The organism is Pseudomonas sp. ChxA (assembly GCF_030263855.1).
Lineage (GTDB): Bacteria > Pseudomonadota > Gammaproteobacteria > Pseudomonadales > Pseudomonadaceae > Aquipseudomonas > Aquipseudomonas fluorescens_CB.
On record NZ_JARPMK010000002.1, the window covers coordinates 1,179,283 to 1,200,350 of the forward strand.

Annotated in this window: 20 protein-coding genes; 7 read left to right on the forward strand and 13 right to left on the reverse strand. The window is 60.1% G+C overall.

Features of this window, described 5'->3' with window-relative positions:
- Positions 1–48 precede the first annotated feature (48 nt).
- Complete coding sequence (gene cadR, locus P5706_RS31190; RefSeq protein WP_053258516.1) at positions 49–498, forward strand: Cd(II)/Pb(II)-responsive transcriptional regulator; 450 nt, start codon at positions 49–51, stop codon at positions 496–498.
- A gap of 377 nt (positions 499–875) precedes the next feature.
- Here cadR and P5706_RS31195 read toward each other — a convergent pair whose 3' ends face one another.
- A complete protein-coding gene (locus P5706_RS31195) occupies positions 876–1,709 on the reverse strand; it encodes a thymidylate synthase (RefSeq protein ID WP_017139496.1) in 834 nt (277 codons plus the stop codon).
- A 53-nt stretch (positions 1,710–1,762) separates the two neighbouring features.
- Entirely contained in the window at positions 1,763–2,575 is an 813-nt protein-coding gene (lgt, locus tag P5706_RS31200) for a prolipoprotein diacylglyceryl transferase (RefSeq protein ID WP_017139497.1), read from the reverse strand.
- A 229-nt stretch (positions 2,576–2,804) separates the two neighbouring features.
- Here lgt and P5706_RS31205 point away from each other — a divergent pair, with 229 nt between their 5' ends.
- On the forward strand, positions 2,805–3,551 hold the full coding sequence (locus P5706_RS31205; RefSeq protein WP_285684255.1) for an NRDE family protein: 747 nt from the start codon (positions 2,805–2,807) through the stop codon (positions 3,549–3,551).
- Between the two features lie 97 nt (positions 3,552–3,648).
- Here P5706_RS31205 and ptsP read toward each other — a convergent pair whose 3' ends face one another.
- Both ptsP and P5706_RS31215 read right to left on the reverse strand, forming a co-directional pair.
- Positions 3,649–5,928: a phosphoenolpyruvate--protein phosphotransferase gene (gene ptsP / locus P5706_RS31210; protein WP_017139499.1), complete on the reverse strand. Its 2,280-nt coding sequence runs from the start codon at positions 5,926–5,928 to the stop codon at positions 3,649–3,651.
- 22 nt (positions 5,929–5,950) lie between these two features.
- Entirely contained in the window at positions 5,951–6,430 is a 480-nt protein-coding gene (locus tag P5706_RS31215; protein WP_003176750.1) for an RNA pyrophosphohydrolase, read from the reverse strand.
- 143 nt (positions 6,431–6,573) lie between these two features.
- Here P5706_RS31215 and P5706_RS31220 point away from each other — a divergent pair, with 143 nt between their 5' ends.
- On the forward strand, positions 6,574–7,230 hold the full coding sequence (locus tag P5706_RS31220) for a histidinol-phosphatase (protein ID WP_285684258.1): 657 nt from the start codon (positions 6,574–6,576) through the stop codon (positions 7,228–7,230).
- Between the two features lie 101 nt (positions 7,231–7,331).
- Here the strand turns inward: P5706_RS31220 and P5706_RS31225 are convergent, their stop codons facing one another.
- Genes P5706_RS31225 through ilvA form a run of 4 tightly spaced genes read right to left on the reverse strand, consistent with a single transcriptional unit; the run spans position 7,332 to position 11,050 of the window.
- Positions 7,332–7,799 (reverse strand): DUF2269 family protein, encoded by a 468-nt coding sequence (locus tag P5706_RS31225; RefSeq protein ID WP_200430469.1) that lies wholly within the window; start codon positions 7,797–7,799, stop codon positions 7,332–7,334.
- 24 nt (positions 7,800–7,823) lie between these two features.
- Positions 7,824–9,077, reverse strand: a complete 1,254-nt coding sequence (locus P5706_RS31230; RefSeq protein ID WP_285684261.1) for an SDR family oxidoreductase — start codon at positions 9,075–9,077, stop codon at positions 7,824–7,826.
- Between the two features lie 4 nt (positions 9,078–9,081).
- The gene (locus tag P5706_RS31235; protein ID WP_056857658.1) at positions 9,082–9,495 is read right to left on the reverse strand and encodes a DUF2269 family protein; all 414 of its coding nucleotides are present in this window, start codon (positions 9,493–9,495) and stop codon (positions 9,082–9,084) included.
- A gap of 40 nt (positions 9,496–9,535) precedes the next feature.
- The gene (ilvA, locus tag P5706_RS31240) at positions 9,536–11,050 is read right to left on the reverse strand and encodes a threonine ammonia-lyase, biosynthetic (RefSeq protein ID WP_285684264.1); all 1,515 of its coding nucleotides are present in this window, start codon (positions 11,048–11,050) and stop codon (positions 9,536–9,538) included.
- A 137-nt stretch (positions 11,051–11,187) separates the two neighbouring features.
- Between ilvA and rpiA the strand changes: the two genes are divergently transcribed.
- Together rpiA and P5706_RS31250 are read left to right on the forward strand one after the other, a co-directional pair.
- A complete protein-coding gene (rpiA, locus tag P5706_RS31245) occupies positions 11,188–11,859 on the forward strand; it encodes a ribose-5-phosphate isomerase RpiA (protein WP_285684266.1) in 672 nt (223 codons plus the stop codon).
- 364 nt (positions 11,860–12,223) lie between these two features.
- Entirely contained in the window at positions 12,224–14,170 is a 1,947-nt protein-coding gene (locus P5706_RS31250) for an autotransporter domain-containing protein (RefSeq protein WP_285684268.1), read from the forward strand.
- On the opposite strand, the gene P5706_RS31255 is transcribed toward P5706_RS31250, so the two are convergent.
- From P5706_RS31255 to P5706_RS31270, 4 genes are all read right to left on the reverse strand, one after another.
- Entirely contained in the window at positions 14,171–15,079 is a 909-nt protein-coding gene (locus P5706_RS31255) for an SdiA-regulated domain-containing protein (protein WP_017139507.1), read from the reverse strand.
- Positions 15,080–15,199: 120 nt separating this feature from the next.
- Positions 15,200–16,123 (reverse strand): SdiA-regulated domain-containing protein, encoded by a 924-nt coding sequence (locus tag P5706_RS31260; RefSeq protein ID WP_285684270.1) that lies wholly within the window; start codon positions 16,121–16,123, stop codon positions 15,200–15,202.
- A gap of 266 nt (positions 16,124–16,389) precedes the next feature.
- Positions 16,390–17,055 (reverse strand): fumarylacetoacetate hydrolase family protein, encoded by a 666-nt coding sequence (locus P5706_RS31265; protein WP_138813418.1) that lies wholly within the window; start codon positions 17,053–17,055, stop codon positions 16,390–16,392.
- Positions 17,056–17,076: 21 nt separating this feature from the next.
- On the reverse strand, positions 17,077–18,471 hold the full coding sequence (locus tag P5706_RS31270) for a D-2-hydroxyglutarate dehydrogenase (RefSeq protein ID WP_200430477.1): 1,395 nt from the start codon (positions 18,469–18,471) through the stop codon (positions 17,077–17,079).
- A 225-nt stretch (positions 18,472–18,696) separates the two neighbouring features.
- Here P5706_RS31270 and serA point away from each other — a divergent pair, with 225 nt between their 5' ends.
- Positions 18,697–19,926, forward strand: coding sequence for a phosphoglycerate dehydrogenase (serA, locus tag P5706_RS31275; protein ID WP_065902258.1), 1,230 nt, complete (start codon positions 18,697–18,699; stop codon positions 19,924–19,926).
- A 63-nt stretch (positions 19,927–19,989) separates the two neighbouring features.
- Here serA and P5706_RS31280 read toward each other — a convergent pair whose 3' ends face one another.
- Entirely contained in the window at positions 19,990–20,430 is a 441-nt protein-coding gene (locus tag P5706_RS31280) for a DUF4399 domain-containing protein (protein ID WP_017139512.1), read from the reverse strand.
- A gap of 133 nt (positions 20,431–20,563) precedes the next feature.
- On the opposite strand from P5706_RS31280, the gene P5706_RS31285 reads away from it, so the two are divergent.
- On the forward strand, positions 20,564–21,058 hold the full coding sequence (locus tag P5706_RS31285; protein ID WP_200430478.1) for a transporter substrate-binding domain-containing protein: 495 nt from the start codon (positions 20,564–20,566) through the stop codon (positions 21,056–21,058).
- Positions 21,059–21,068: the final 10 nt, after the last annotated feature.

Consider the following 21,068-nt stretch of genomic DNA (forward strand, 5'->3'; position numbering starts at 1 on the left):
GACCCTGTAGCCACTATAGGGTCAAGCACCCATTTGGAGATTGCTGCGATGAAGATCGGCGAATTGGCCAAACTGACCGATTGTCAGGTGGAAACCATCCGTTATTACGAGAAAGAAGGCCTGCTGCCGCCACCGGCACGCACCGACGCCAATTATCGCGTGTACACCCAGGCGCACACCGAACGGCTGATCTTTATCCGCAACTGCCGCAGCCTGGACATGACGCTTGAAGAAATCCGCAGCCTGCTGGGGCTACGCGACAGCCCGCAGGACCAGTGCGAGAGTGTGAATGCGTTGATCGACGAGCATATCCACCATGTGAAAGCGCGGATCGATGGGCTGTTGGCGTTGCAGGTGCAATTGCTCGACCTGCGCCAACGCTGCGGCGGCGGACCGGATCTGGATCAATGCGGGATTTTGCAGCGGCTGGAGGTCAGCGGCAGTGTGGCGGCCAGCGAGGCCGAGCCTTCGCATGTGGGCAGAAGCCATGGGCATTAAGGTGCACACAAAACAACTGTGGGAGCTGGCTTGCCTGCGATGGCGGTGGGTCAGAGGCATTTGTATCGCCTGACACTCCGCTATAGCAGCATAGGTATCTACACAACCGGTTAACACGAAGTCTGCGACAGGTGGGTTGTTGTGGCGAGCAGGCTTGTCCTGCGTTGGGCTGCGAAGCGGCCCCAGTAAAGGCAGCGCATTTTTCCTGAAAGAACTCAGCGTCTGGGTTAGGGGCTGCTTCGCAGCCCAACGCAGGACAAGCCTGCTCGCCACAGGAGAAATTGGCTGCCTTCAAACGTTGTGTAGATACCTATGGCTATCGCAGGCAAGCCAGCTCCCACATAAGCCAGTTGCCACATTTTTGACCGAGGCGGTCTTTAGATGGCGACGTCGGCTTTAATACTTGGATCGGCGTCGTAGCCCACAATCTCGAAGTCTTCGAACTTGTAGTCATAGATCGACGCCGGCTTACGCTTGATCACCAGTTCCGGCAGCTTCTTCGGCGTGCGCGCCAGCTGGGTGCGGATCTGTTCCATATGGTTGCTATAGGCATGGGTGTCGCCGGTGGTGACGATGATCTCGTGCGGGATCAGGTCGCATTGCTGGGCCAGCATATGGGTCAGCAACGCCAGCGCGGCGGTGTTGTACGGCAGGCCGAGGAATACATCGGAGCTGCGGATGTACAACTGCATCGACAGATGGCCGTCATGCACAAACGCTTGGTACAGCAGGTGGCACGGCGGCAGGGCTTGCTTGCCGTTGCGCGCGTTTTCCTGCGGGCTCTTGGTTTCGTCCGGCAGGTATTCGACGTTCCAGCCGTGGAAGAGGATGCGACGGCTGTTGGGGTTGTTCTTCAACGTGTCGACCATGTAGTCGATCTGATTGATGGTGCCGCCGTCCTTGGTGGGCCAGGCGGTCCACTGCTCGCCGTATACCGGGCCGAGGTCGCCGTCTTCGGTGGCCCATTCGTCCCAGATTTTCACGCCGTTTTCGTTCAGCCACTTGATGTTGGTATTGCCACTCAACATCCAGATCAATTCGTTGGCGATGCTTTTGAAATGAAGCTTCTTGGTGGTCAGCAGCGGGAAGCCGTCGGCCAAGTTATGCCGATACTGACGGGCAAACACGGCTTTGGTGCCGGTGCCGGTGCGATCGCCCTTGGTCAATCCATTGGTCACGACGTCGTTCAGTAGTTCGAGATATTGCTTCATGTTTTTACCCGTATCAAAGAAGCCGAGGCTCGCAAAAGCCTCGGCATTCGAATTTAAAGCGCTGCGTTCTTGATGCCTTGCGGGCGATTGTAAGCCCACCACAGCAGGCCCAGGCCCGCCAGGATCATCGGCATGCTGAGGATCTGCCCCATGGTCAGCCAACCCCACGCCAGGTAGCCCAGCTGCGCATCCGGCACGCGGACGAACTCGACGATGAAGCGGAAGATCCCGTAGAACAACGCAAACATGCCGGAAACCGCCATAGTTGGGCGTGGCTTGCGCGAGAAGATATAAAGAATCAGGAACAGCGCCACACCTTCCAGGGCGAACTGGTAGAGCTGCGACGGGTGGCGCGGCAGTTGCGCCGGGTCGCTGAAGGGTGGGAACACCATGGCCCACGGCACGTCGCTCGGTTTGCCCCACAACTCGGCGTTGATGAAATTACCGATACGCCCGGCGCCCAGGCCAATCGGCACGAACGGTGCGACGAAGTCCATCAGTTGGAAGAACGACTTGCCGTTGCGGCGGCCGAACCACCATGCGGCGATCATCACACCGACAAAGCCGCCGTGGAACGCCATGCCACCCTTCCACACTTCGAAAATCAGCGTCGGGTTGGCGATATAGGCCGGAAGATCGTAGAACAGCACATACCCGAGGCGTCCGCCGACGATCACGCCCATCGACATCCAGAAGACCATGTCGGAGAGCTTCTCCTTGGTCCAGGTCGGGTCGAAACGGTTCAAGCGCCGGGAAGCCAGCAGCCAGGCACCGCCGATGCCGATCAGGTACATCAACCCGTACCAGTGGATTTGCAGCGGACCGATGGCCACGGCCACCGGGTTGATCTGCGGGTAAGGCAGCATTGCGACTCCTCGTTAAATCATTAGTCATGGCGCACCGGACCATGCCGGTGTGGGATTAAGCCTGCGTTACAGCCGCAATTTCAAATTAAGCCGCCGTTTCGAAATTAAAAGTCAACACGCGCCCAGTAGCCCAGCATGTTAACGGATGGAAGGCGCTCGGCCCAACTTCGATACGATGGATAGCCATCCGTTGTATGGGTAGAGTGAGCAAAACACAAAGGGAACGCCTATGTGCCTGATTGTTTTCGCCTGGCGGCCGGGCCACGCCCAGCCGCTGATTGTCGCGGCCAACCGTGATGAGTTCTACGCCCGCCCCAGCCTGCCGCTGGCTCAGTGGCCGGATGCGCCGCATGTCTACGCCGGTCGCGACCAGGAGGCGGGCGGTACTTGGCTTGGGGTGAACGCCGACGGTCGTTTTGCTGCGCTGACCAATATTCGCGACCCGCACCAGCCACCGGCGCGCAAGTCACGCGGGGAGTTGGTGGCGCGTTTTCTCAGTGGATCGCTGCCCATTGACGACTATCTCGCTGATGTTAATGGCCGTTCGATTGAATATTCCGGGTTTAACCTGCTGGTGGGTACGCGGGATGAGCTGTGGCATTACAACGCCAATCAGACCGAGCCTACGCGGTTGGAGGCTGGGGTTTATGGGCTGTCGAATGCCGGGCTGAATACGCCCTGGCCCAAATTGCTCAAGGCCAGGGCGGCGTTGAGTGAGTTGCTGGAGAACCCGCAGCCGCAGGCCTTGCTGGATATTTTGAGCGACCCGCAGACTGCGCCATTTGCCGACTTGCCGGATACCGGCGTGGGCTTGGCGACCGAGAGCCTGCTCTCCAGCGTGTTTATCGCCAGCCCCAGTTATGGGACGCGGGCGAGTACGGCGCTGATTGTGAATGCCGATGGGACGCGGCGGATGGTGGAGCGTAGTTTCGGGCCGCTGGGTGGGCGGTTGGGTGAAGTAGAGCTGAACATTTGATGATGTTTGGACTGACGCTATCGCAGGCAAGCCAGTTCCCACATTTTGAACTGCGAACACAGTCAAATGTGGGAGCTGGCTTGCCTGCGATAGCGGTTTAGAGGGTTTTCGCAGATGCCGGGTTGATCATCCGTGTCAGCCCCAGGTTCTTCAGCGCCAGTTGCAGCGAGCTGTGGATAACTTGCGGGTTGTCGATGGTCATCAACTCGGCCAGCAGGTCCTTGGCCATGCTCAGTTCAACCTGGCGCAACATCCACTTTACCTTCGGCAAGTTGGTGGCGTTCATCGACAGGCTGTCAAAGCCCATCGCCATCAACAGCACCGCCGCCGCCGGGTCGCCGGCCATTTCGCCGCAGATACTTACCGGTTTGCCTTCGGCATGGGCGTCGCGCACCACATGTTGCAAGGCTTGCAGCACCGCCGGGTGCAGGTAATCGTAGAGGTCGGCCACCCGTGGGTTGTTGCGGTCTACCGCCAGCAGGTATTGGGTCAGGTCGTTGGAACCGACCGACAGGAAGTCCACCTGCCGCGCCAGCTCTTTGGCCTGGTACACCGCCGCCGGGATTTCGATCATCACGCCAATCGGCGGCATCGGTACGTCGGCGCCCTCGTCGCGCACTTCGCCCCAGGCGCGGTGGATAAGGTGCAGCGCCTCTTCCAGCTCGTGCGTGCCGGAGATCATCGGCAGCAGGATGCGCAGGTTGTTCAGGCCTTCGCTGGCCTTGAGCATGGCACGGGTCTGGACGAGGAAAATTTCAGGGTGGTCGAGGGTTACACGGATGCCGCGCCAGCCAAGGAAGGGGTTGTCTTCCTTGATCGGGAAATACGACAGTGACTTATCGCCGCCAATGTCCAAGCTGCGCATCGTCACCGGCAACGGGTGGAAGGCGGACAGTTGCTCGCGATAAATCGCCAGCTGCTCCTTCTCGCTCGGAAAACGCTGGTTGATCATGAACGGCACTTCGGTGCGGTACAGCCCCACGCCTTCAGCGCCGCGCTGTTGCGCTCGGGCCACATCGGCCAGCAAGCCGGTGTTGACCAGCAGCGGCACACGGTGGCCATCGAGGGTTACGCACGGCAGTTCGCGCAACGAATCGAGGCCCAGCGCCAGTTGTTTCTCTTCTTCCACCACCTCGGCGTATTGCTTGCGCAGCAGCTCGCTGGGGTTGGTAAAGACTTCGCCACGATGGCCGTCGACGATCATGTCGATGCCGTCGACCTTTGAATACGGCAGGTCCACCAGGCCCATTACCGTCGGAATACCCATGGCCCGAGCCAGGATCGCAACGTGGGAGTTACCCGAACCCAATACCGACACCAAACCCACCAGTTTGCCCTCTGGCACTTCGCCGAGCATGGTGGCGGTCAGTTCTTCACTGATCAGGATGGTGTTGTCGGGGTAAACCAGGTTGGTGGTGCGGTCTTCCTGCAGGTAGGCCAGCAGACGGCGGCCGAGGTCGCGCACATCCGAGGCGCGCTCACGCAGGTAGGCGTCGTCCATCAGTTCGAAACGGTTGACGTGATCGGTGACCACCTGGCGCAGCGCGCCCTGTGCCCACTGGCCGGTCTTGATCACGGTTTTGACTTCGTTGCCCAGGGACGCGTCGTCGAGCATCATCTGGTACACGTCGAACAACGCGCGCTCTTCGGGGCGCAGTTGCGTGGCCAGCTTGGTCGACAGGTTGCGCATGTCGGCGCGCACGCCTTCCAGAGCGGTCTTGAACAGTTTGATTTCAGCGTCGATGTCGTCGACGGTCTTGTCCGGCACCACATCGAGGTCGGCCGGTGGCAGCATGACCACCGCCGTACCGACCGCAGCGCCCGGCGAACCTGGCACGCCGACGAATTTGGCTTCCTGGATGCCCTTGCCCTGACGGCCCAGGCCACGGATCGAACCGGTCGCCTCGGCGTGGGCAATAACCCCGGCAAGCTGCGCGCTCATGGTCACGAGGAAGGCTTCTTCGCCTTCGTCGAACTGGCGACGCTCTTTTTGCTGGATGACCAACACGCCGACGACGCGGCGGTGGTGAATGATCGGTGCGCCGAGGAACGAGGCGTAGCGCTCTTCACCGGTTTCGGCAAAGTAGCGATAACGCGGGTGATCGGCCGCGTTTTCAAGGTTCAGGGGTTCTTCACGCGTCCCCACCAGGCCCACCAGACCTTCATTGGGCGCCATGCTGACCTTGCCGATGGAGCGCTTGTTCAAGCCCTCGGTGGCCATCAGCACAAAACGGTTGGTCTCTGGGTCCAGCAGGTAAACCGAGCAGACCTGGCTGCCCATGGCTTCCTTGACGCGCAACACAATAATCCCCAACGCCGCCTTGAGATCCTTGGCGGAGTTAACTTCCTGGACGATCTTGCGCAGCGTATTGAGCATGGCTCGGGGTCGAACTCCGTCGTCAGTCGCGCGCTAAAAGGCGCGGGGCAAGCTCTTTGAGAGCGCGACGATAAACCTCGCGCTTGAATGTCACCACCTGGCCCAACGGGTACCAATAGCTGACCCAGCGCCAGCCATCGAACTCCGGTTTACCGGTCAAATCCATCCGCACCCGCTGCTCGTTGGAGATCAGGCGCAAAAGAAACCATTTCTGCTTCTGGCCGATGCACAGCGGTTGGCTGTGGGTACGTACCAGGCGTTGCGGCAAACGATAGCGCAACCAGCCTCGGGTACAGGCCAGAATTTGCACATCTTCGCGCTCAAGGCCGACTTCTTCATTCAACTCACGGTACAAGGCGTCTTCAGGGGTTTCGTCGGGGTTGATTCCGCCTTGAGGAAACTGCCAGGCATCTTGGTTGATTCGGCGAGCCCATAGCACCTGTCCGGCATCATTCGTAAGAATAATCCCGACATTAGGACGGAAACCATCGGGGTCGATCACGGCAACAACCTCGCAAACGCATGTCGCCGCATTGTTCCACAAAGGTTGTTCCAGCGGCAACGAGGCTTCTTACCTTATGTGCACTCTTGTGAAAAGACCGTATTCTGGACGCCTTTTTACAGACTTTTCAGCGAGTAACTGCAATGCGCCTGGCTTTATTCGACTTGGACAACACCCTTCTCGGCGGTGACAGCGATCACGCGTGGGGCGATTACCTGTGTGAGCGTGGGATTCTTGACCCGGTGGCCTACAAAGCTCGCAACGACGAGTTCTACCAGGACTACCTGGCCGGCAAGCTGGACAATGCCGCCTACCTGAACTTCAGCCTGGAGATCCTCGGCCGCACCGAGATGGCCCAGCTCGACGAATGGCACCGCGACTTCATGCGCGACTGCATCGCCCCGCTGATGCTGCCGCTCGCCATGGAGCTGCTGGCCAAACACCGCGCCGCTGGCGACAACCTGGTAATCATTACCGCCACCAACCGTTTCGTGACCGCGCCGATTGCCGAGTTGCTGGGGGTTGAAACCCTGATCGCCACAGAGTGCGAGATGGAAAACGGCCGGTATACCGGGCGCAGCACGGATATCCCGTGCTTCCGTGAAGGTAAAGTGACGCGCCTGAACCGTTGGCTGGAAGAAACCGGGTACAGCCTGGAAGACAGCTACTTCTATAGCGATTCGATGAATGACTTGCCGTTGCTGGAGCAAGTAGCGCATGCGGTGGCGGTGGATCCGGACCCCAATTTGCGCGCTGAAGCTGAAAAACGTGGCTGGCCGGTGATTACCCTGCGCGGCTGATGACGCCATCGCAGGCAAGCCAACTCCCACATTTGGATGTATTCACAGATCTAAATGTGGGAGCTGGCTTGCCTGCGATGAAGTCACCTCGATCCCAAGCCCTACATCGGCTTGGCCACCATCAAATAGAAAATCACCAGAAACGCCAGAAACGCCGGCCAGCCCAGGCCAAACCACCAGCGCATATAGGTCGCGGCCTTGATCGGCATCGCCGTGCCATCGCGCAGCGCCTGCTCCGCCATCTTGTGCACTCGAATCTGCAGCCACACCACCGGCAGCCAGCAGACACCCGCCAGCACATACAACGCAAACGTCCACTGCAACCAGCTCTGCTGCATCGACCAGCCCGCCAGGTACATCAAGCCGATGCCACTCAACGGCTGAAAAACCGCCGTGGTCGTGGTAAATGCCCAATCCGCGAACACCAGATGTTTGAAGGTTACCGCGATCACTTCCACCTTGCCGCTGCGCCAGGCGCGCAAGGCGTAATACGCCGAGCCCGCACCCAGGCCAAACAGGATGGTCGAGGACAGGATATGCAGGGTTTTCAACAGCAGGTAAGCGCTCATCGGTGGGGCTCGGTCAAAAAAAATTCAATCCAGAGAAGGCTCAGTCCAGAGCAGCCAAAGGGTCGCCACCATGAGTACCAGATTTTTGGCGACTGCCGCGTAGGGATCAAACCAGTAATGGGGCAGGACTATGCTGATAATCACGGTATAACTGCCCATCAACAGCAATTGCAGGATCAGCGCCGGCCTGCGCCAGCGCGCCACCAGCAACCCCAGGCCCAACAGGCCATCACACACCGCCCCGGCGATCACGGCCACTGTCGCCCAGGTGCCCTGCACACCGGCCTCAGCCATGATGCGCAGGCCCCAGGCGTAGCCCGGCCCAACGCAGACCGCCGCCGTACCCAGCCAGATCAGCACCAATACCGCCAGCATCAGCGGGCGAATGGTGCGCTGGCTGCTTTGGGCCGCCGTGGGCCAGCCTTGCAGGCGCGAGGCGAGCGGCGCGGCGGTGTAGCCGCAGACCGACGCCAGCACCTCGGGGTCGGCGACATTATCCCGTTGAGCCAGGGCGATACTTTGAGCGTTCAAGGCGCGCCAGCCCAGGCGATCACCCAGCCAGCCGCCCAACCCCAGCAATGGCGCTTGCAGGTATCGGCCTGCGCGCCAGCCTTGAGCCACGCGCAGGTGATCAATGACTTGAGCGAGCCGCATCGGCGCTGGCCCCACCAACGGCAGTACCATTGATTCGGCGGGCCACTGGCGCAACACGGCCAGCACCGCCCCGACGAGGTCGTCGATATGCACCGGCTGCAGTTGAGCGTTGAGATCCAGTAATGGAATCAGCGGCCAGGGCGACAGCCCCGCCAACCAGGCGCTGCTGGCGCCACCCTCGCCCACCACCAGCGAAGGCCGCAGCACCACGGCGGGTATGCCCAGGCCCAGCAGATAGTCGTCGGCAGCACCTTTGCTGGCCAGAAATGGCACATCGGATTGCGCTGAGGCGCCGAGGGCAGAGATCTGCAACACCCGTACACCGTGCCGAGCGGCCAGATCAAACAGCACGCGGGCGCCCTGATCCTGGACGCGGCTCAGCTCGGCCGCATCCACGCTCAGCAACCCCGCCGCATTGATGACTAAATCGACCGACTCAGGAAACACCCAGCAACCTGGGTCGGCAGCCAACCGGCCCAAATCCAGCGCCTGCCATTGCACCCCTGGCCAGCCCTGACTGACAGGCTTGCGACACGTCGCGATCACATTGTGCCCAGCCTGCTGCAGGGCGCGCACCAAGTGGCCACCGACAAAACCGGTGGCGCCGACGAGCAGGATATTCATGCCGTTAAACCGGCTTGGCACCCATCAACCCGGCAATCGCCACAAACCCCACCAGGCTGACCACTGCCAGTACCAGGGTGAAATTCAGGCTACCGCCCTCGCCCTTGCGCAGGCGATTAAGCCGCGCCACCAGCCAGAACCACGCCAGTGCCGCCACGGTGTAAAGAATGCTGGAACCCAAAATCCAGGTTTGCCCCAGCGGCCAGCCGAGCAGATGCACCAGCCACCAGCCGGTGAACGGCATGCTCACCACGCAAACCCCCATCAGCAACCACACGAACGCCCAGGGGCGTTGCACGGTAACCGTCGGGCCGGCGCTGCGTTTGCGCCAGGCCAGTACCGCCAGCCCGAGGCCGCTGAGCAACAGCAACACGGTGGCGGTGATGTGGATAACCTTGAGGGTAGTCAGCGTTTCCATGGTCTTGATTCCTTAAAGGCCGCCCAGTCAGCGTAGTCGCTCAACCGAGGAACAGCTGGTAAGCCGGGTTTTCGCTCTCATCCCAATACGGGTAGCCGATTTCTGCCAACGCGGCCGGCACCAGGTGGCGCTCATCTGCCGGCACTTGCAGGCCTGCGACCACACGGCCGTCGGCCGCGCCGTGGTTGCGATAGTGGAACATCGAGATGTTCCAGCGCCCGCCTAATTTGTTAAGAAAGTTGAACAGCGCGCCCGGACGCTCGGGGAATTCGAAGCGAAACACCAGCTCGTCGCTGACTTTGGCCGCATGGCCGCCAACCATATGGCGAATATGCAACTTGGCCAGCTCGTTTTCGGTCAGGTCCAGCACCGGGAAACCCTGGTGGGTGAGGCTAGCGATCAACGCGCTGCGCGGGTCGTTTTCCGGGTGAGTCTGCACGCCCACGAAGATGTGCGCCTCGCGGCCGGAGTGGTAGCGGTAGTTGAATTCGGTGATCTGACGCTTGCCCACGGCCTCGCAGAACGCCTTGAAGCTGCCCGGCTGCTCGGGGATGGTCACGGCGATGATGGCTTCGCGGCCTTCACCCAGTTCGGCGCGCTCGGCCACATGGCGCAGGCGGTCGAAGTTGACGTTGGCGCCGGAGTCGATGGCCACCAGGGTCTGCCCGGTTACGCCACGGGTTTCCACGTATTTCTTGATGCCCGCCACGCCCAGTGCGCCTGCAGGCTCGGTGATGGAGCGGGTGTCGTCGTAGATGTCCTTGATGGCCGCGCAGATTTCGTCGGTGCTGACGGTGATCACTTCGTCTACATAGTCTTTGCAGATATCAAAGGTGTGCTGGCCGATCTGCGCCACCGCCACGCCATCAGCAAAGATGCCGACCGTCGGCAGCACCACGCGCTCGCCTGCGGCCATGGCGGCTTGCAGGCAGTTGGAGTCGTCCGGTTCGACGCCGATGATCTTGATTTCCGGGCGCAGGTATTTCACGTACGCCGCAATCCCGGCGATCAGCCCGCCGCCGCCCACGGGTACGAAAATCGCGTCCAAAGGCCCTGGGTGCTGGCGCAGAATCTCCATCGCCACGGTGCCCTGCCCGGCAATGGTGTGAGGATCATCGTAGGGGTGAATGTAGACGTAGCCTTTTTCGTCGACCAGTTTGAGCGAGTAGGCCAGGGCTTCCGGGAAGGAATCACCGTGCAGCACCACTTTGCCGCCCCGCGAGCGCACGCCTTCAACCTTGATTTCCGGGGTGGTCTTGGGCATCACGATGGTGGCTTTCACCCCCAGCACCTTGGCCGCCAGGGCCAGGCCCTGGGCGTGGTTGCCCGCCGAGGCGGTGACCACACCGCGCGCGCGTTCTTCGGCGCTCAGTTGCGTGAGCTTGTTGTAGGCACCGCGAATCTTGAACGAGAACACCGGCTGCAAGTCTTCACGCTTGAGCCAGACCTTGTTGCCCAGCCGCTCGGAGAGCTGGCGAGCGGTCTGCAATGGGGTTTCTACGGCAACGTCGTAAACGCGCGAGGTAAGGATCTTTTTGACGTACTGTTCAAGCATCGGCGGGAATCACTGGGCGAGTTGGGCAGGGCCAAGGAGTCTAACCCGGCTTTTGGCCGGGCGACCACACGAATCCCGAGGTTTTGTTGGGTTATACTCGCCGCCCTCGATAACTCCCCGCCCGTTCCGGAGCCCGCATGACCCAGGATCAACTCAAACAGGCAGTGGCCCAAGCCGCTGTCGATTTAATCCTTCCTAAACTCGACGATAAAAGCATCGTCGGTGTCGGCACCGGCTCCACCGCCAACTGCTTTATCGACGCGCTGGCCCAGCACAAGGGCGCATTCGATGGCGCCGTGGCCAGCTCCGAAGCCACCGCCGCGCGCCTCAAAGGCCATGGCATTCCAGTGTACGAGCTCAATACCGTGAGCGACCTGGAGTTCTACGTCGACGGCGCCGATGAAAGCGACGAGCACCTGAACCTGATCAAAGGCGGCGGCGCAGCCCTGACCCGCGAGAAGATCGTAGCAGCCGTAGCCAAGACCTTTATCTGCATCGCCGACGCCAGCAAGCTGGTGCCGGTGCTCGGCGCCTTCCCGCTGCCGGTGGAAGTGATCCCGATGGCCCGCAGCCACGTGGCCCGCGAGCTGGTTAAACTGGGCGGCGACCCGGTGTACCGCGAAGGCGTGCTGACCGACAACGGCAACATCATCATTGACGTGTTCAACATGCAGATCACCAACCCGGTGGAGCTGGAGAAGCAGATCAATGCGATCGTTGGCGTGGTGACCAATGGCCTGTTCGCGGCGCGCCCGGCGGATGTATTGCTGTTGGGCACTTCTGAAGGCGTGAAAACCCTCAAGGTCTAAAACGCATTGCCTGGCTTTATGTGGGAGCTGGCTTGCCTGCGATAGCATCACCGCGGTCTGACTTAAAGACCGAGGCGTCTGCATCGCGGGCAATCCCGGCTCCCACACAAGCCAGCTCCCACAGGAGGCCTCATCGCTTAGAAGATCCGTGTAACAAAACCGCTACTTTTCGCAGCACCCCCGCCCAAAACCGTGCGCCACGTCACGGCATCCCGCGCCTTTATTGGTATCAAATCCGTTACAAATTACAGTCAGGCGACCCACGCGTTTAACAATGCGCCACTTCGCGCTCGCCCATGGAATGAGGCGCGCATTGTGCAAAGGGTCTGGGCCAGAAAACTTCAATCACCTCAAGGAAGACCTTGTGATAAAGCCCCTCGCCCTCGCGATCAGCGTGGTCGGCAGCCTGCTGTCGGCGCAAACCCAGGCCTACGATTACGGCCAGCACGCCAATACCACCCTGGAAAAGTTGATCAACGATTACCCCGGTCGGTATCGCGGCACGGCCAATTTCGCCGGCGCGGCGGATTGGATGCAAAGCCAGATGGGTTCGGCCTACAGCCTCAGTCGCCAGAACTTCACCTGGAACAACGGCAGCCGTGCTGCGCAAAACGTGGTGGCCTATGCTGCGGGCACTAAACCGCAATACGTGGTGATTGGCGCGCACTTCGACACTTACTTTGGCCGCCCGACCTTGCAAGGCCTGGACGACAATGGCTCCGGCGCCAGCGTGTTGACCGAAGTGGCGAAGAACCTTGGCGGCTTGCAGCTGGAAAACGGCTTGCAAGTGGTCGCCTTCGGCGCCGAAGAAGAAGGCTTGCGCGGCTCCAAAGCCTTTGTCGACTCGCTCAGCGCCAGCCAACGCGCGAACATGCTGGCGATGATCAACCTCGACAGCCTGATCACCGGCGACATGATGTACGCCCACGCCGGCCAGAACAGCACCGCCAACCCCGCGCTGGCATCGCTGCGCGAACACACCTTCCAGATCGCCAAGGAATTGAACATCCCACTGTTCACCAACCCCGGCCTGGACCCGCAATACCCCAAGGGCACCGGCTGCTGCAGTGACGGCGAGCCGTTCGAACCACTGAAGATCCCGATTTTGTACATCGAAGCCACCAACTGGGAGCTGGGCGATCTGGACGGCTACACCCAGACCAACAACCCGAAAATCCCCGGCGGCTCCACCTGGCACGACCCGGCAGAAGACAACAAAACCGTGCTGACCAATGCCTTCGGCCAGGAACGCATCGACCAGCGCCTGCGCGATTACTCGCGCCTGCTCAGCCGCCTGGTGCTGGAGCTGACCAACGCCGACCTGCTGGCCTCGACCGCCTCGGGTGGCGCCGTTGCGCGCAACATGCAGGACAACCTGCAACGCCAGCATCAGGCCATGGTGCGCCTGCATGATCGCCGTTGGTTGACCTTGCAAGCGGCCAGCCGCGAGGTCGGAAGCTTCGATGGCGAAATCGGCATGGACGGCGAATACACCCCGGACAGCGGCTTCGACAGCCCGCTCAACCGCGACGCACGACGCCTGGGCGTACACGCCTTGGGCGACTACCAGCTCACCTCCAGCCTGAACATCGGCGCCAGCCTCAGCTACCTCAATGGTCGCGACAAGCTGGAGCAACGCGGCAAACTCGACAGCGACACCTGGCAGGCCGCGGTCTATGCCTTGCTCAACGATGGCGGGCCAAGCTGGCTGGCGGGCGATTTGAGCGCCGGCCATACGCGTTTTGAGGCCAAGCGCAACCTGCTGATCCAAGCCAATGGCGGCCCGGTGCTGCTCAATCAACAACTGAGCGGCAACACCGACGCGCTGTCCTTGGGCGCGCGCGTACTCGGCGGTTATGACTTCGACTTCGGCGCAATCAAGAGCGGCCCGTTTGCCGGTCTGGACTACAGCCACTCGCGCATCGATAAATTCCACGAGAAACAGAACCTGCGCACCGCGCTGGAGTACGAAGAACAGTCTTTCGACTCTCTGGAAGCCAGCCTCGGCTGGCGCGTGCGCGGTGCGGTCGCCCTGCCCTATGGCCTGAGCCTGCTGCCTTACGGCGACATCGCCTGGGTCAAGGAACTGGCCGATGGGCGCCTCGATGACCTGCAGTTAACCGCCCGCGCCGATGGCCAGGCGCGCACCGCCAAGCTGGGTTACGTGGACAAAAGCTTTGGCCGCGCACAAATCGGCAGCCAGCTGGCGATCACCCCGCAGTTAGGCGTATACGCCGAGGTCAACAGCCGCCTTGGGCATGCCGAGGGCAGCCAGACCGGCTACTCGCTGGGCGTGCAATGGATGTTCTGATCAGGGCTTCTTGAACACGTAAAACAGGTTCGGCTCGCTGACCAGGTACAGCGAGCCCTCGTCATCCATGGCGATCCCCTCGGCCTGAGGCACGCGTTTTTTCAGGCCATGGCGCCCGTTGAGCAGGGAAAGACTGCTTAACGGGCGACCATCGATGTCCAGCTCCAACACCAGGAATGACTCATCCGACAGCGCCAGCAAATGCCCGCTGCGCTCGTCGTATTGCAGGCTCGACAGGTCGCGCACAAACAGCCCGGCATCGCGCTTGGGGTTGTTGATCACATGCACCGAGTAGGTTTTTTCCGGTTTGAAATGGGGAAACCCGTGTACCTCGTAAATCAGCATCGGGTCGCGCTCCTTGGCCACGAACAGGCGCTTGCCCACCGAGTCATAGGCCAGCCCTTCGAAACCCTTATTGCCGCCAAGGTGTACGCCCAGGGTCATCTGCTCCGCATCGGCGGCGTCGAGAAATTGGGTGTCGTCATTCACGTGCACCTTGATCAGCCGCTGCTGGGCTTCATCGCTGATCACATAAATGTTGTCACTGATGAACTCCACTGCCTCGGCATCGCCAAAGCCCACCAACGGGATACGCCGCAGGATCCTGCCGTCCAGGGACAGCTCGATCAGCTCGGCGTTTTTGTTGGTCACCGTAAACAGGCTTTTGCGTATCGGGTCGTAAGTGAGCGCCGAGACGTCATCGTCGAGCCCTTCGATGACCTTGGCTTCCAGGCTGACCCGGTAATCATTCAGGCCAATGGAGCGCTCATCGGCAGGATGGCGCCAGTGTTGAAGGTTGAACCATGCCCGCTCGAACAAGCGAAAGTTCTGCGCGACCGCCCCGGCAATTACCAGGGCGAGCAGCAACAGGATAAAAAACGCGGGTTTGGGGCGGGCGAGTCGACGCATCAGGCAAGCTCAAAGTCAAAAAGTGGCGAATAAGTATCACGCCCGTCTGAATTTAAACTTAAACGCAGTCGACTGTCTGGCGAATGCCGTTGATAGCGAAGTATCCGACGTAATCGTCGGCTATTTCTGCTTCTCGAAACGATAGAACAGGTTGGGTTCGCTGACCATGTACAAAGTGCCGGCTTCGTCCATGGTGACGCCTTCAGCACGCGGGATGGTGTGTTTGAGGCCATTGAAGCCGCCGAGCAGGGTCATGAAGCTGACTTGCTCGCCCTGCTCGTCCAGCTCCAGCAGGAGGTGGGAATCGGCCGACAACACCAGCAAATGCCCGGTGCGCGGGTCGACGGCCAGGGCCGAGAGGTTGCGCATGTCCAACTCGGTGCTGGCGATCTTCTGCTTATCGCCGGTCAGCGTGGCGCCATCGCTTTTCCAGGTGAACAACGCGGGTGGGCGCTCTTCGCCGAGCACGATCTGCTGGTTGCGCTTGTCCCAGGTCACACCTTCAAACGCCTTGTTCTGGTTCTTGGACGGGCCAAGGTCATAGTGCTTGAAATCGGCGTAGTTAAGTTGCTGGGTGCTGGCGTCGACGTTCACCACGCTCAGGGTGTGCATGCGCTCATCGACAATGGCCAGCAGGCCGTTTTCCATCACGGTGACGCCTTCCGGGTTGTTCCAGCCGTTGAGCGGCATCTTGCGCAGCACGTCGCCTTGCAGGTTCAGCTCAACCAGGAAGGGGTTTTTGCCCATCACGGAAAACAGGGTTTTGGTCTGCGGGTTATAGGACAGGTCCGAAGCCTCGTCCTTTTCCATGCCCGGCAGCAACTTGCCATCGATCACCGCATGGTAATCCGGCAGCCACACGCTGGCCTGGCGTTCGGCCGGGGTTTCGAAGCGCTCGGCGATCCACAGCACCCCACGGTCGTCCCAATGCATCGCCCAGGCAACGCCATACACAATGGTCCCGACCAGCAACAGCCAGGAATACCAGCGCAGGGCGAAACGTGAACGGGGCTTGGAGGTGAGGGTAGGCAGGGACACGGCCATTGAGCGCTTTTCCGCAGAGTCAGCTTTAGGTGATAGCACAGGATCAACAGGCCTGCGCGCAGGAGGCTGGGGATTATCCGGATGGCGTGTGAAAAAAATGCAAAACCAAGCGCGCGTAAACCAGTGTGGGAACTGATTTGTGTGGGAGCTGGCTTGCCTGCGATGCAGACGACTCGGTCTTTCAGTTAGACCGAGGCGAGGCTATCGCAGGCAAGCCAGCTCCCACACGAGCCCGCCCCCACATTTTTGACCGTTTTGCCTGGTTCTTAGCGAACGACGCTTTCGAAACGGCTACCGCCACCCAATTCCAGCACCAGCTCATCGCCCACATTCAGCGGGCCTACACCCGCCGGGGTGCCGGTGAGGATCACATCACCGGCCTGCAGCGAGAAGCAGCCGGCCATGTGCTGGATCATCGGGATGATCGGGTTGAGCATCTGCGAGCTGTTGCCGTCCTGGCGCACTTCGCCATTGATGGTCAGGCGAATGCCGATGTCGGTCACGTCGGCAAAGGTGCTGCTCACCACAAACGGTGCGATGACCGCCGCGCCGTCAAAGGACTTGGCGATTTCCCACGGCAAGCCTTTGGCTTTCAGTTCGGCCTGCTTGTCGCGCAGGGTCAAATCCAGCGCCGGGGCGAAGCCGGAAATGGCGTCCAACACTTCTTCACGGCTGGGTTTGGTCGACAACGGCTTGCCGATCAGCACCGCGATTTCCGCCTCGTAATGCACTGAGCCGCGTTCGGTCGGAATGGCGAAACCGCCTTCCAGCGCGACCACGCAACTGCCCGGCTTGATGAACAGCAACGGCTCGGTCGGCACCGGGTTGTCCAGTTCCTTGGCGTGTTCGGCGTAGTTACGCCCGATGCACACCACTTTGCCCAGGGGAAAGTGGATGTTGGTGCCGTCGACATACTTGTGCTGGTAGCTCATGAAACGACTCCTTCAGGGCGGTTAAACAGCGAAGATCTTGCCAGGGTTCATGATCCCGTTCGGGTCGAACACCGCTTTCACTGCTTTCATGTATTCGATTTCAACCGGGGAACGGCTGTAAGTCAGGTAATCACGCTTGGTCATGCCCACGCCGTGTTCGGCGGAGATCGAGCCGTTGTATTTCTCGACGGTCTCGAACACCCATTTGTTGACGGTAGCGCACTTGGCGAAGAACTCGTCCTTGCTGAGATTTTCCGGCTTGAGGATGTTCAGGTGCAGGTTGCCGTCGCCGATGTGGCCGAACCAGACGATTTCGAAGTCCGGGTAGTGTTCGCCGACGATCGCGTCAATTTCCTTCAAGAACGCCGGCACTTTGGAGACAGTTACCGAAATGTCGTTCTTGTACGGCGTCCAGTGGGAAATGGTCTCGGAGATGTACTCGCGCAGTTTCCACAGGTTGTGCAGTTGGGTTTCGCTCTGGCTCATCACGCCGTCCAGCACCCAGCCCTGCTCTACGCAGTGCTCGAAGGTTTCCAGGGCGTGGTTGGCGACTTCTTCGGTGGTGGCTTCGAATTCCAGCAGCGCGTAGAACGGGCACTCGGTTTCGAACGGCGCCGGCACATCGCCACGGCCCATGACCTTGGCCAGGGCTTTGTCGGAGAAGAATTCGAAGGCGGTCAGGTCCAGCTTGCTCTGGAACGCGTGCAAGACCGGCATGATCGAGTCGAAATCAGTGGTACCGAGCACCATCGCGGTGAGGTTTTTCGGCGCACGGTCCAGGCGCATGGTGGCTTCGACCACAAAGCCCAACGTCCCTTCGGCGCCGATAAACAGCTGGCGCATGTCGTAGCCGGTGGCGTTCTTGATCAGGTCGCGGTTCAGTTCCAGCACATCACCCTTGCCGGTGACCACTTTCATGCCGGCCACCCAGTTGCGGGTCATGCCGTAGCGAATCACCTTGATCCCGCCGGCATTGGTGCCGATATTGCCGCCAATCTGGCTCGAACCCGACGAAGCGAAGTCCACCGGGTAGTACAGGCCTTTTTCTTCGGCGACGTTCTGCAATTGCTTGGTGACCACGCCCGGCTGGCACACGGCGGTACGGTCGGTGAGGTTCACGTCGAGAATCTGGTTCATGTAATCAAACGAGACGACCACTTCGCCATTGGCCGCCACCGCAGCGGCCGACAGGCCGGTACGCCCGCCCGATGGCACCAGCGCCACCTTGTGTGCATTGGCCCAACGGACGATGGCCTGCACCTGCTCGATGGTCTTGGGGAACACGATAGCGGTCGGTGCGGGCGCGAAGTGCTTGGTCCAATCCTTGCCGTAAGCCTCCAGGGAGTCTGCATCGGTCAGCACTTTGCCAGGCTCAACCAGGGTCTTCAGCTCATCAATCAGGGCAGGATGGGTCATCGACAGAACTCTCGAACAATTCATGGTCATCCTGAGAACGCTTCACGTCGCAGGAATGGGTGTTTAGCGGGGCACGTATGCTAGCATACCGCCCCCGCAGGACAGAGCCCAAGGGCGTTCTGCGGTGACGGCTTTCCTGCCGTCCGGGTCAGCTCTTGTGCACTGATTCAAGGCACTAACTGCTCGATTCCCTGCCATTTTTCTCCGGGATACAGGTTTACGCAGATGAGCAAGACTTCTCTCGATAAGAGCAAGATCAAGTTCCTTCTTCTGGAAGGCGTCCACCCATCGGCTGTCGACGTACTGAAAGCCGCTGGGTACTCCAGCATTGAGTACATCACCAGTTCTCTGCCGGAAGCCCAGTTAAAGGAAAAGATCGCCGACGCGCACTTTATCGGCATTCGCTCCCGCACTCAGCTGACCGAAGAGATCTTCGACCACGCCAAGAAACTCGTGGCTGTCGGCTGTTTCTGCATCGGCACCAACCAGGTCGACCTTAACGCTGCGCGCGAGCGCGGTATCGCGGTGTTCAACGCACCGTACTCCAACACCCGCTCCGTAGCTGAGCTGGTATTGGCCGAGGCGATCCTGTTGCTGCGCGGCATTCCTGAGAAAAACGCTTCCTGCCACCGTGGCGGCTGGATCAAAAGCGCGGCCAATTCCTTCGAAATCCGTGGCAAGAAGCTGGGTATCGTCGGTTACGGCTCGATCGGCACGCAGCTGTCGGTGCTGGCTGAAGGCTTAGGGATGCAGGTGTTCTTCTACGACACCCTGACCAAGCTGCCACTGGGCAACGCTACCCAAGTGGCCAGCCTGACCGAGCTGCTGGGGATGTCCGACATCGTGACCCTGCACGTACCGGAAACCGCTGAAACCCAGTGGATGATCGGCGAGAAGGAAATCCGCGCCATCAAAAAAGGCGGCATCCTGATCAACGCGGCACGCGGCACTGTGGTTGAGCTGGACGCCCTGGCCGACGCGATCAAGGACAAGCACCTGATCGGCGCCGCTATCGACGTGTTCCCGGTAGAGCCACGCTCTAACGATGACATCTTCGAAAGCCCGCTGCGTGGCCTGGACAACGTGATCCTGACTCCGCACATCGGCGGTTCCACCGCGGAAGCCCAAGCCAACATCGGCCTGGAAGTGTCGGAAAAGCTGGTCAAGTACAGCGACAACGGTACCTCGGTGTCTTCGGTCAACTTCCCGGAAGTGGCGCTGCCGGCTCACCCTGGCAAGCACCGTCTGCTGCACATCCACCAGAACATCCCTGGCGTGATGATGGAGATCAACAAGGTCTTCGCAGAAAACGGCATCAACATCTCCGGTCAGTTCCTGCAGACCAACGAGAAAGTCGGCTACGTGGTTATCGACGTCGATGCCGAGTACTCGGACCTGGCGCAAGAGAAGCTGCAACACATCAACGGCACTATTCGTAGCCGCGTGTTGTTCTAACGCTTTAAACGCTGCACAAAAAAGGGAGCCTTTCGGGGCTCCCTTTTTTTGTCTGAACAAATCTTACTTGACGTTAACCGTGATGACTTTTGAGGCTACAGTCGGGTTGAACTGCATGTGCAGTTTGTCGCCGGCTACCAGTTGCAAGGTGTGCTTGCCTGGGGTGAGGGTCAACTCGGTCTCGGTCTGGGCCTTGCCGTAGTGGATCACGGTGTCGGTGGCCGGGATCGGCACGCTGGCGTCCGGCAGTTCTTTCTGGTCGATCAGCAGGTGGTGGTGGCCGGTGCCTGGGTCCTGGCTGGTCGCCGGCGCCAGTTTCAGGCCTTCCATGCCGAACTTCACAGTGAAGGTTTTATCGACGGTGGCGCCGTCTTTTGGCGACACGATAAAGACTTTGGCGCCTTCCGGTGGCGCGCTGCGCGGAATACCGTCAGCGGCTGTGGCCAACATCGAAGCACCCAGCAAGAGGCTGGCCAGGGTTGCACGGGACAAAAGGGCTTTCATTCGCTTCTCCAGTTTTACGGTGAAATCTGTAGGGTTATGACAACTTCGCGACAAATTGCTGTCCAAGGCACTCAACACCATAGCAAGCGATGCTCAATGGCGCCTCGCACGCATAAATTCTTTAGGAGCGACCATGCGCTATGTGCCTGGCCTTGTACTTTTACTGCCCCTGTTGAGCCCACTGGCTCACGCCGAACTGATCGATGATGTGTTTGATCGCGGCGAACTACGCATCGCCCTGGAGGCCAACACTCCGCCTTACAACTTCAAGGACGGTGACAAGCTAACCGGTTTTGAAGTGGAGCTGGGTGAACAATTAGCCAAGGAAATGGAGGTTCGCCCCTCGTTCATCACCGTCGATGACGCCGACCTGCTGCCGGGTGTGGAAAGCGGCAAGTTCGACGTGGCCATCAACCATATCGCTATGACTGCCGCGCTGCAGGATCGGTTCGATTTCAGTGAGGTCTATAAGCAAACACCTGAGCTGGCCATTCCATTCCAAAAAGGCAACCCGGCATTCAAAAGTAGCCTGGACAATGCATTGCAGCGAGTGAAGGCCGATGGACGCTTGAAGGCGTTGACGCAGAAGTGGTTTGAGGGCGACACGCCGGTCGTGAAGGCACCCTAGATCAACTGTG

Coding starts and splice junctions, on each gene's coding strand:
- P5706_RS31230 (WP_285684261.1), bottom strand. CDS start 9,077: ATGAATATCCTGCTCGTCGGCGCCACCGGTTTTGTCGGTGGCCACTTG.
- P5706_RS31195 (WP_017139496.1), bottom strand. CDS start 1,709: ATGAAGCAATATCTCGAACTACTGAACGACGTCGTGACCAATGGATTG.
- ilvA (WP_285684264.1), bottom strand. CDS start 11,050: ATGCTTGAACAGTACGTCAAAAAGATCCTTACCTCGCGCGTTTACGAC.
- P5706_RS31265 (WP_138813418.1), bottom strand. CDS start 17,055: ATGAGCTACCAGCACAAGTATGTCGACGGCACCAACATCCACTTTCCC.
- serA (WP_065902258.1), top strand. CDS start 18,697: ATGAGCAAGACTTCTCTCGATAAGAGCAAGATCAAGTTCCTTCTTCTG.
- cadR (WP_053258516.1), top strand. CDS start 49: ATGAAGATCGGCGAATTGGCCAAACTGACCGATTGTCAGGTGGAAACC.
- ptsP (WP_017139499.1), bottom strand. CDS start 5,928: ATGCTCAATACGCTGCGCAAGATCGTCCAGGAAGTTAACTCCGCCAAG.
- P5706_RS31270 (WP_200430477.1), bottom strand. CDS start 18,471: ATGACCCATCCTGCCCTGATTGATGAGCTGAAGACCCTGGTTGAGCCT.
- P5706_RS31235 (WP_056857658.1), bottom strand. CDS start 9,495: ATGGAAACGCTGACTACCCTCAAGGTTATCCACATCACCGCCACCGTG.
- rpiA (WP_285684266.1), top strand. CDS start 11,188: ATGACCCAGGATCAACTCAAACAGGCAGTGGCCCAAGCCGCTGTCGAT.
- lgt (WP_017139497.1), bottom strand. CDS start 2,575: ATGCTGCCTTACCCGCAGATCAACCCGGTGGCCGTGGCCATCGGTCCG.
- P5706_RS31205 (WP_285684255.1), top strand. CDS start 2,805: ATGTGCCTGATTGTTTTCGCCTGGCGGCCGGGCCACGCCCAGCCGCTG.
- P5706_RS31285 (WP_200430478.1), top strand. CDS start 20,564: ATGCGCTATGTGCCTGGCCTTGTACTTTTACTGCCCCTGTTGAGCCCA.
- P5706_RS31280 (WP_017139512.1), bottom strand. CDS start 20,430: ATGAAAGCCCTTTTGTCCCGTGCAACCCTGGCCAGCCTCTTGCTGGGT.
- P5706_RS31225 (WP_200430469.1), bottom strand. CDS start 7,799: ATGAGCGCTTACCTGCTGTTGAAAACCCTGCATATCCTGTCCTCGACC.
- P5706_RS31260 (WP_285684270.1), bottom strand. CDS start 16,123: ATGGCCGTGTCCCTGCCTACCCTCACCTCCAAGCCCCGTTCACGTTTC.
- P5706_RS31255 (WP_017139507.1), bottom strand. CDS start 15,079: ATGCGTCGACTCGCCCGCCCCAAACCCGCGTTTTTTATCCTGTTGCTG.
- P5706_RS31220 (WP_285684258.1), top strand. CDS start 6,574: ATGCGCCTGGCTTTATTCGACTTGGACAACACCCTTCTCGGCGGTGAC.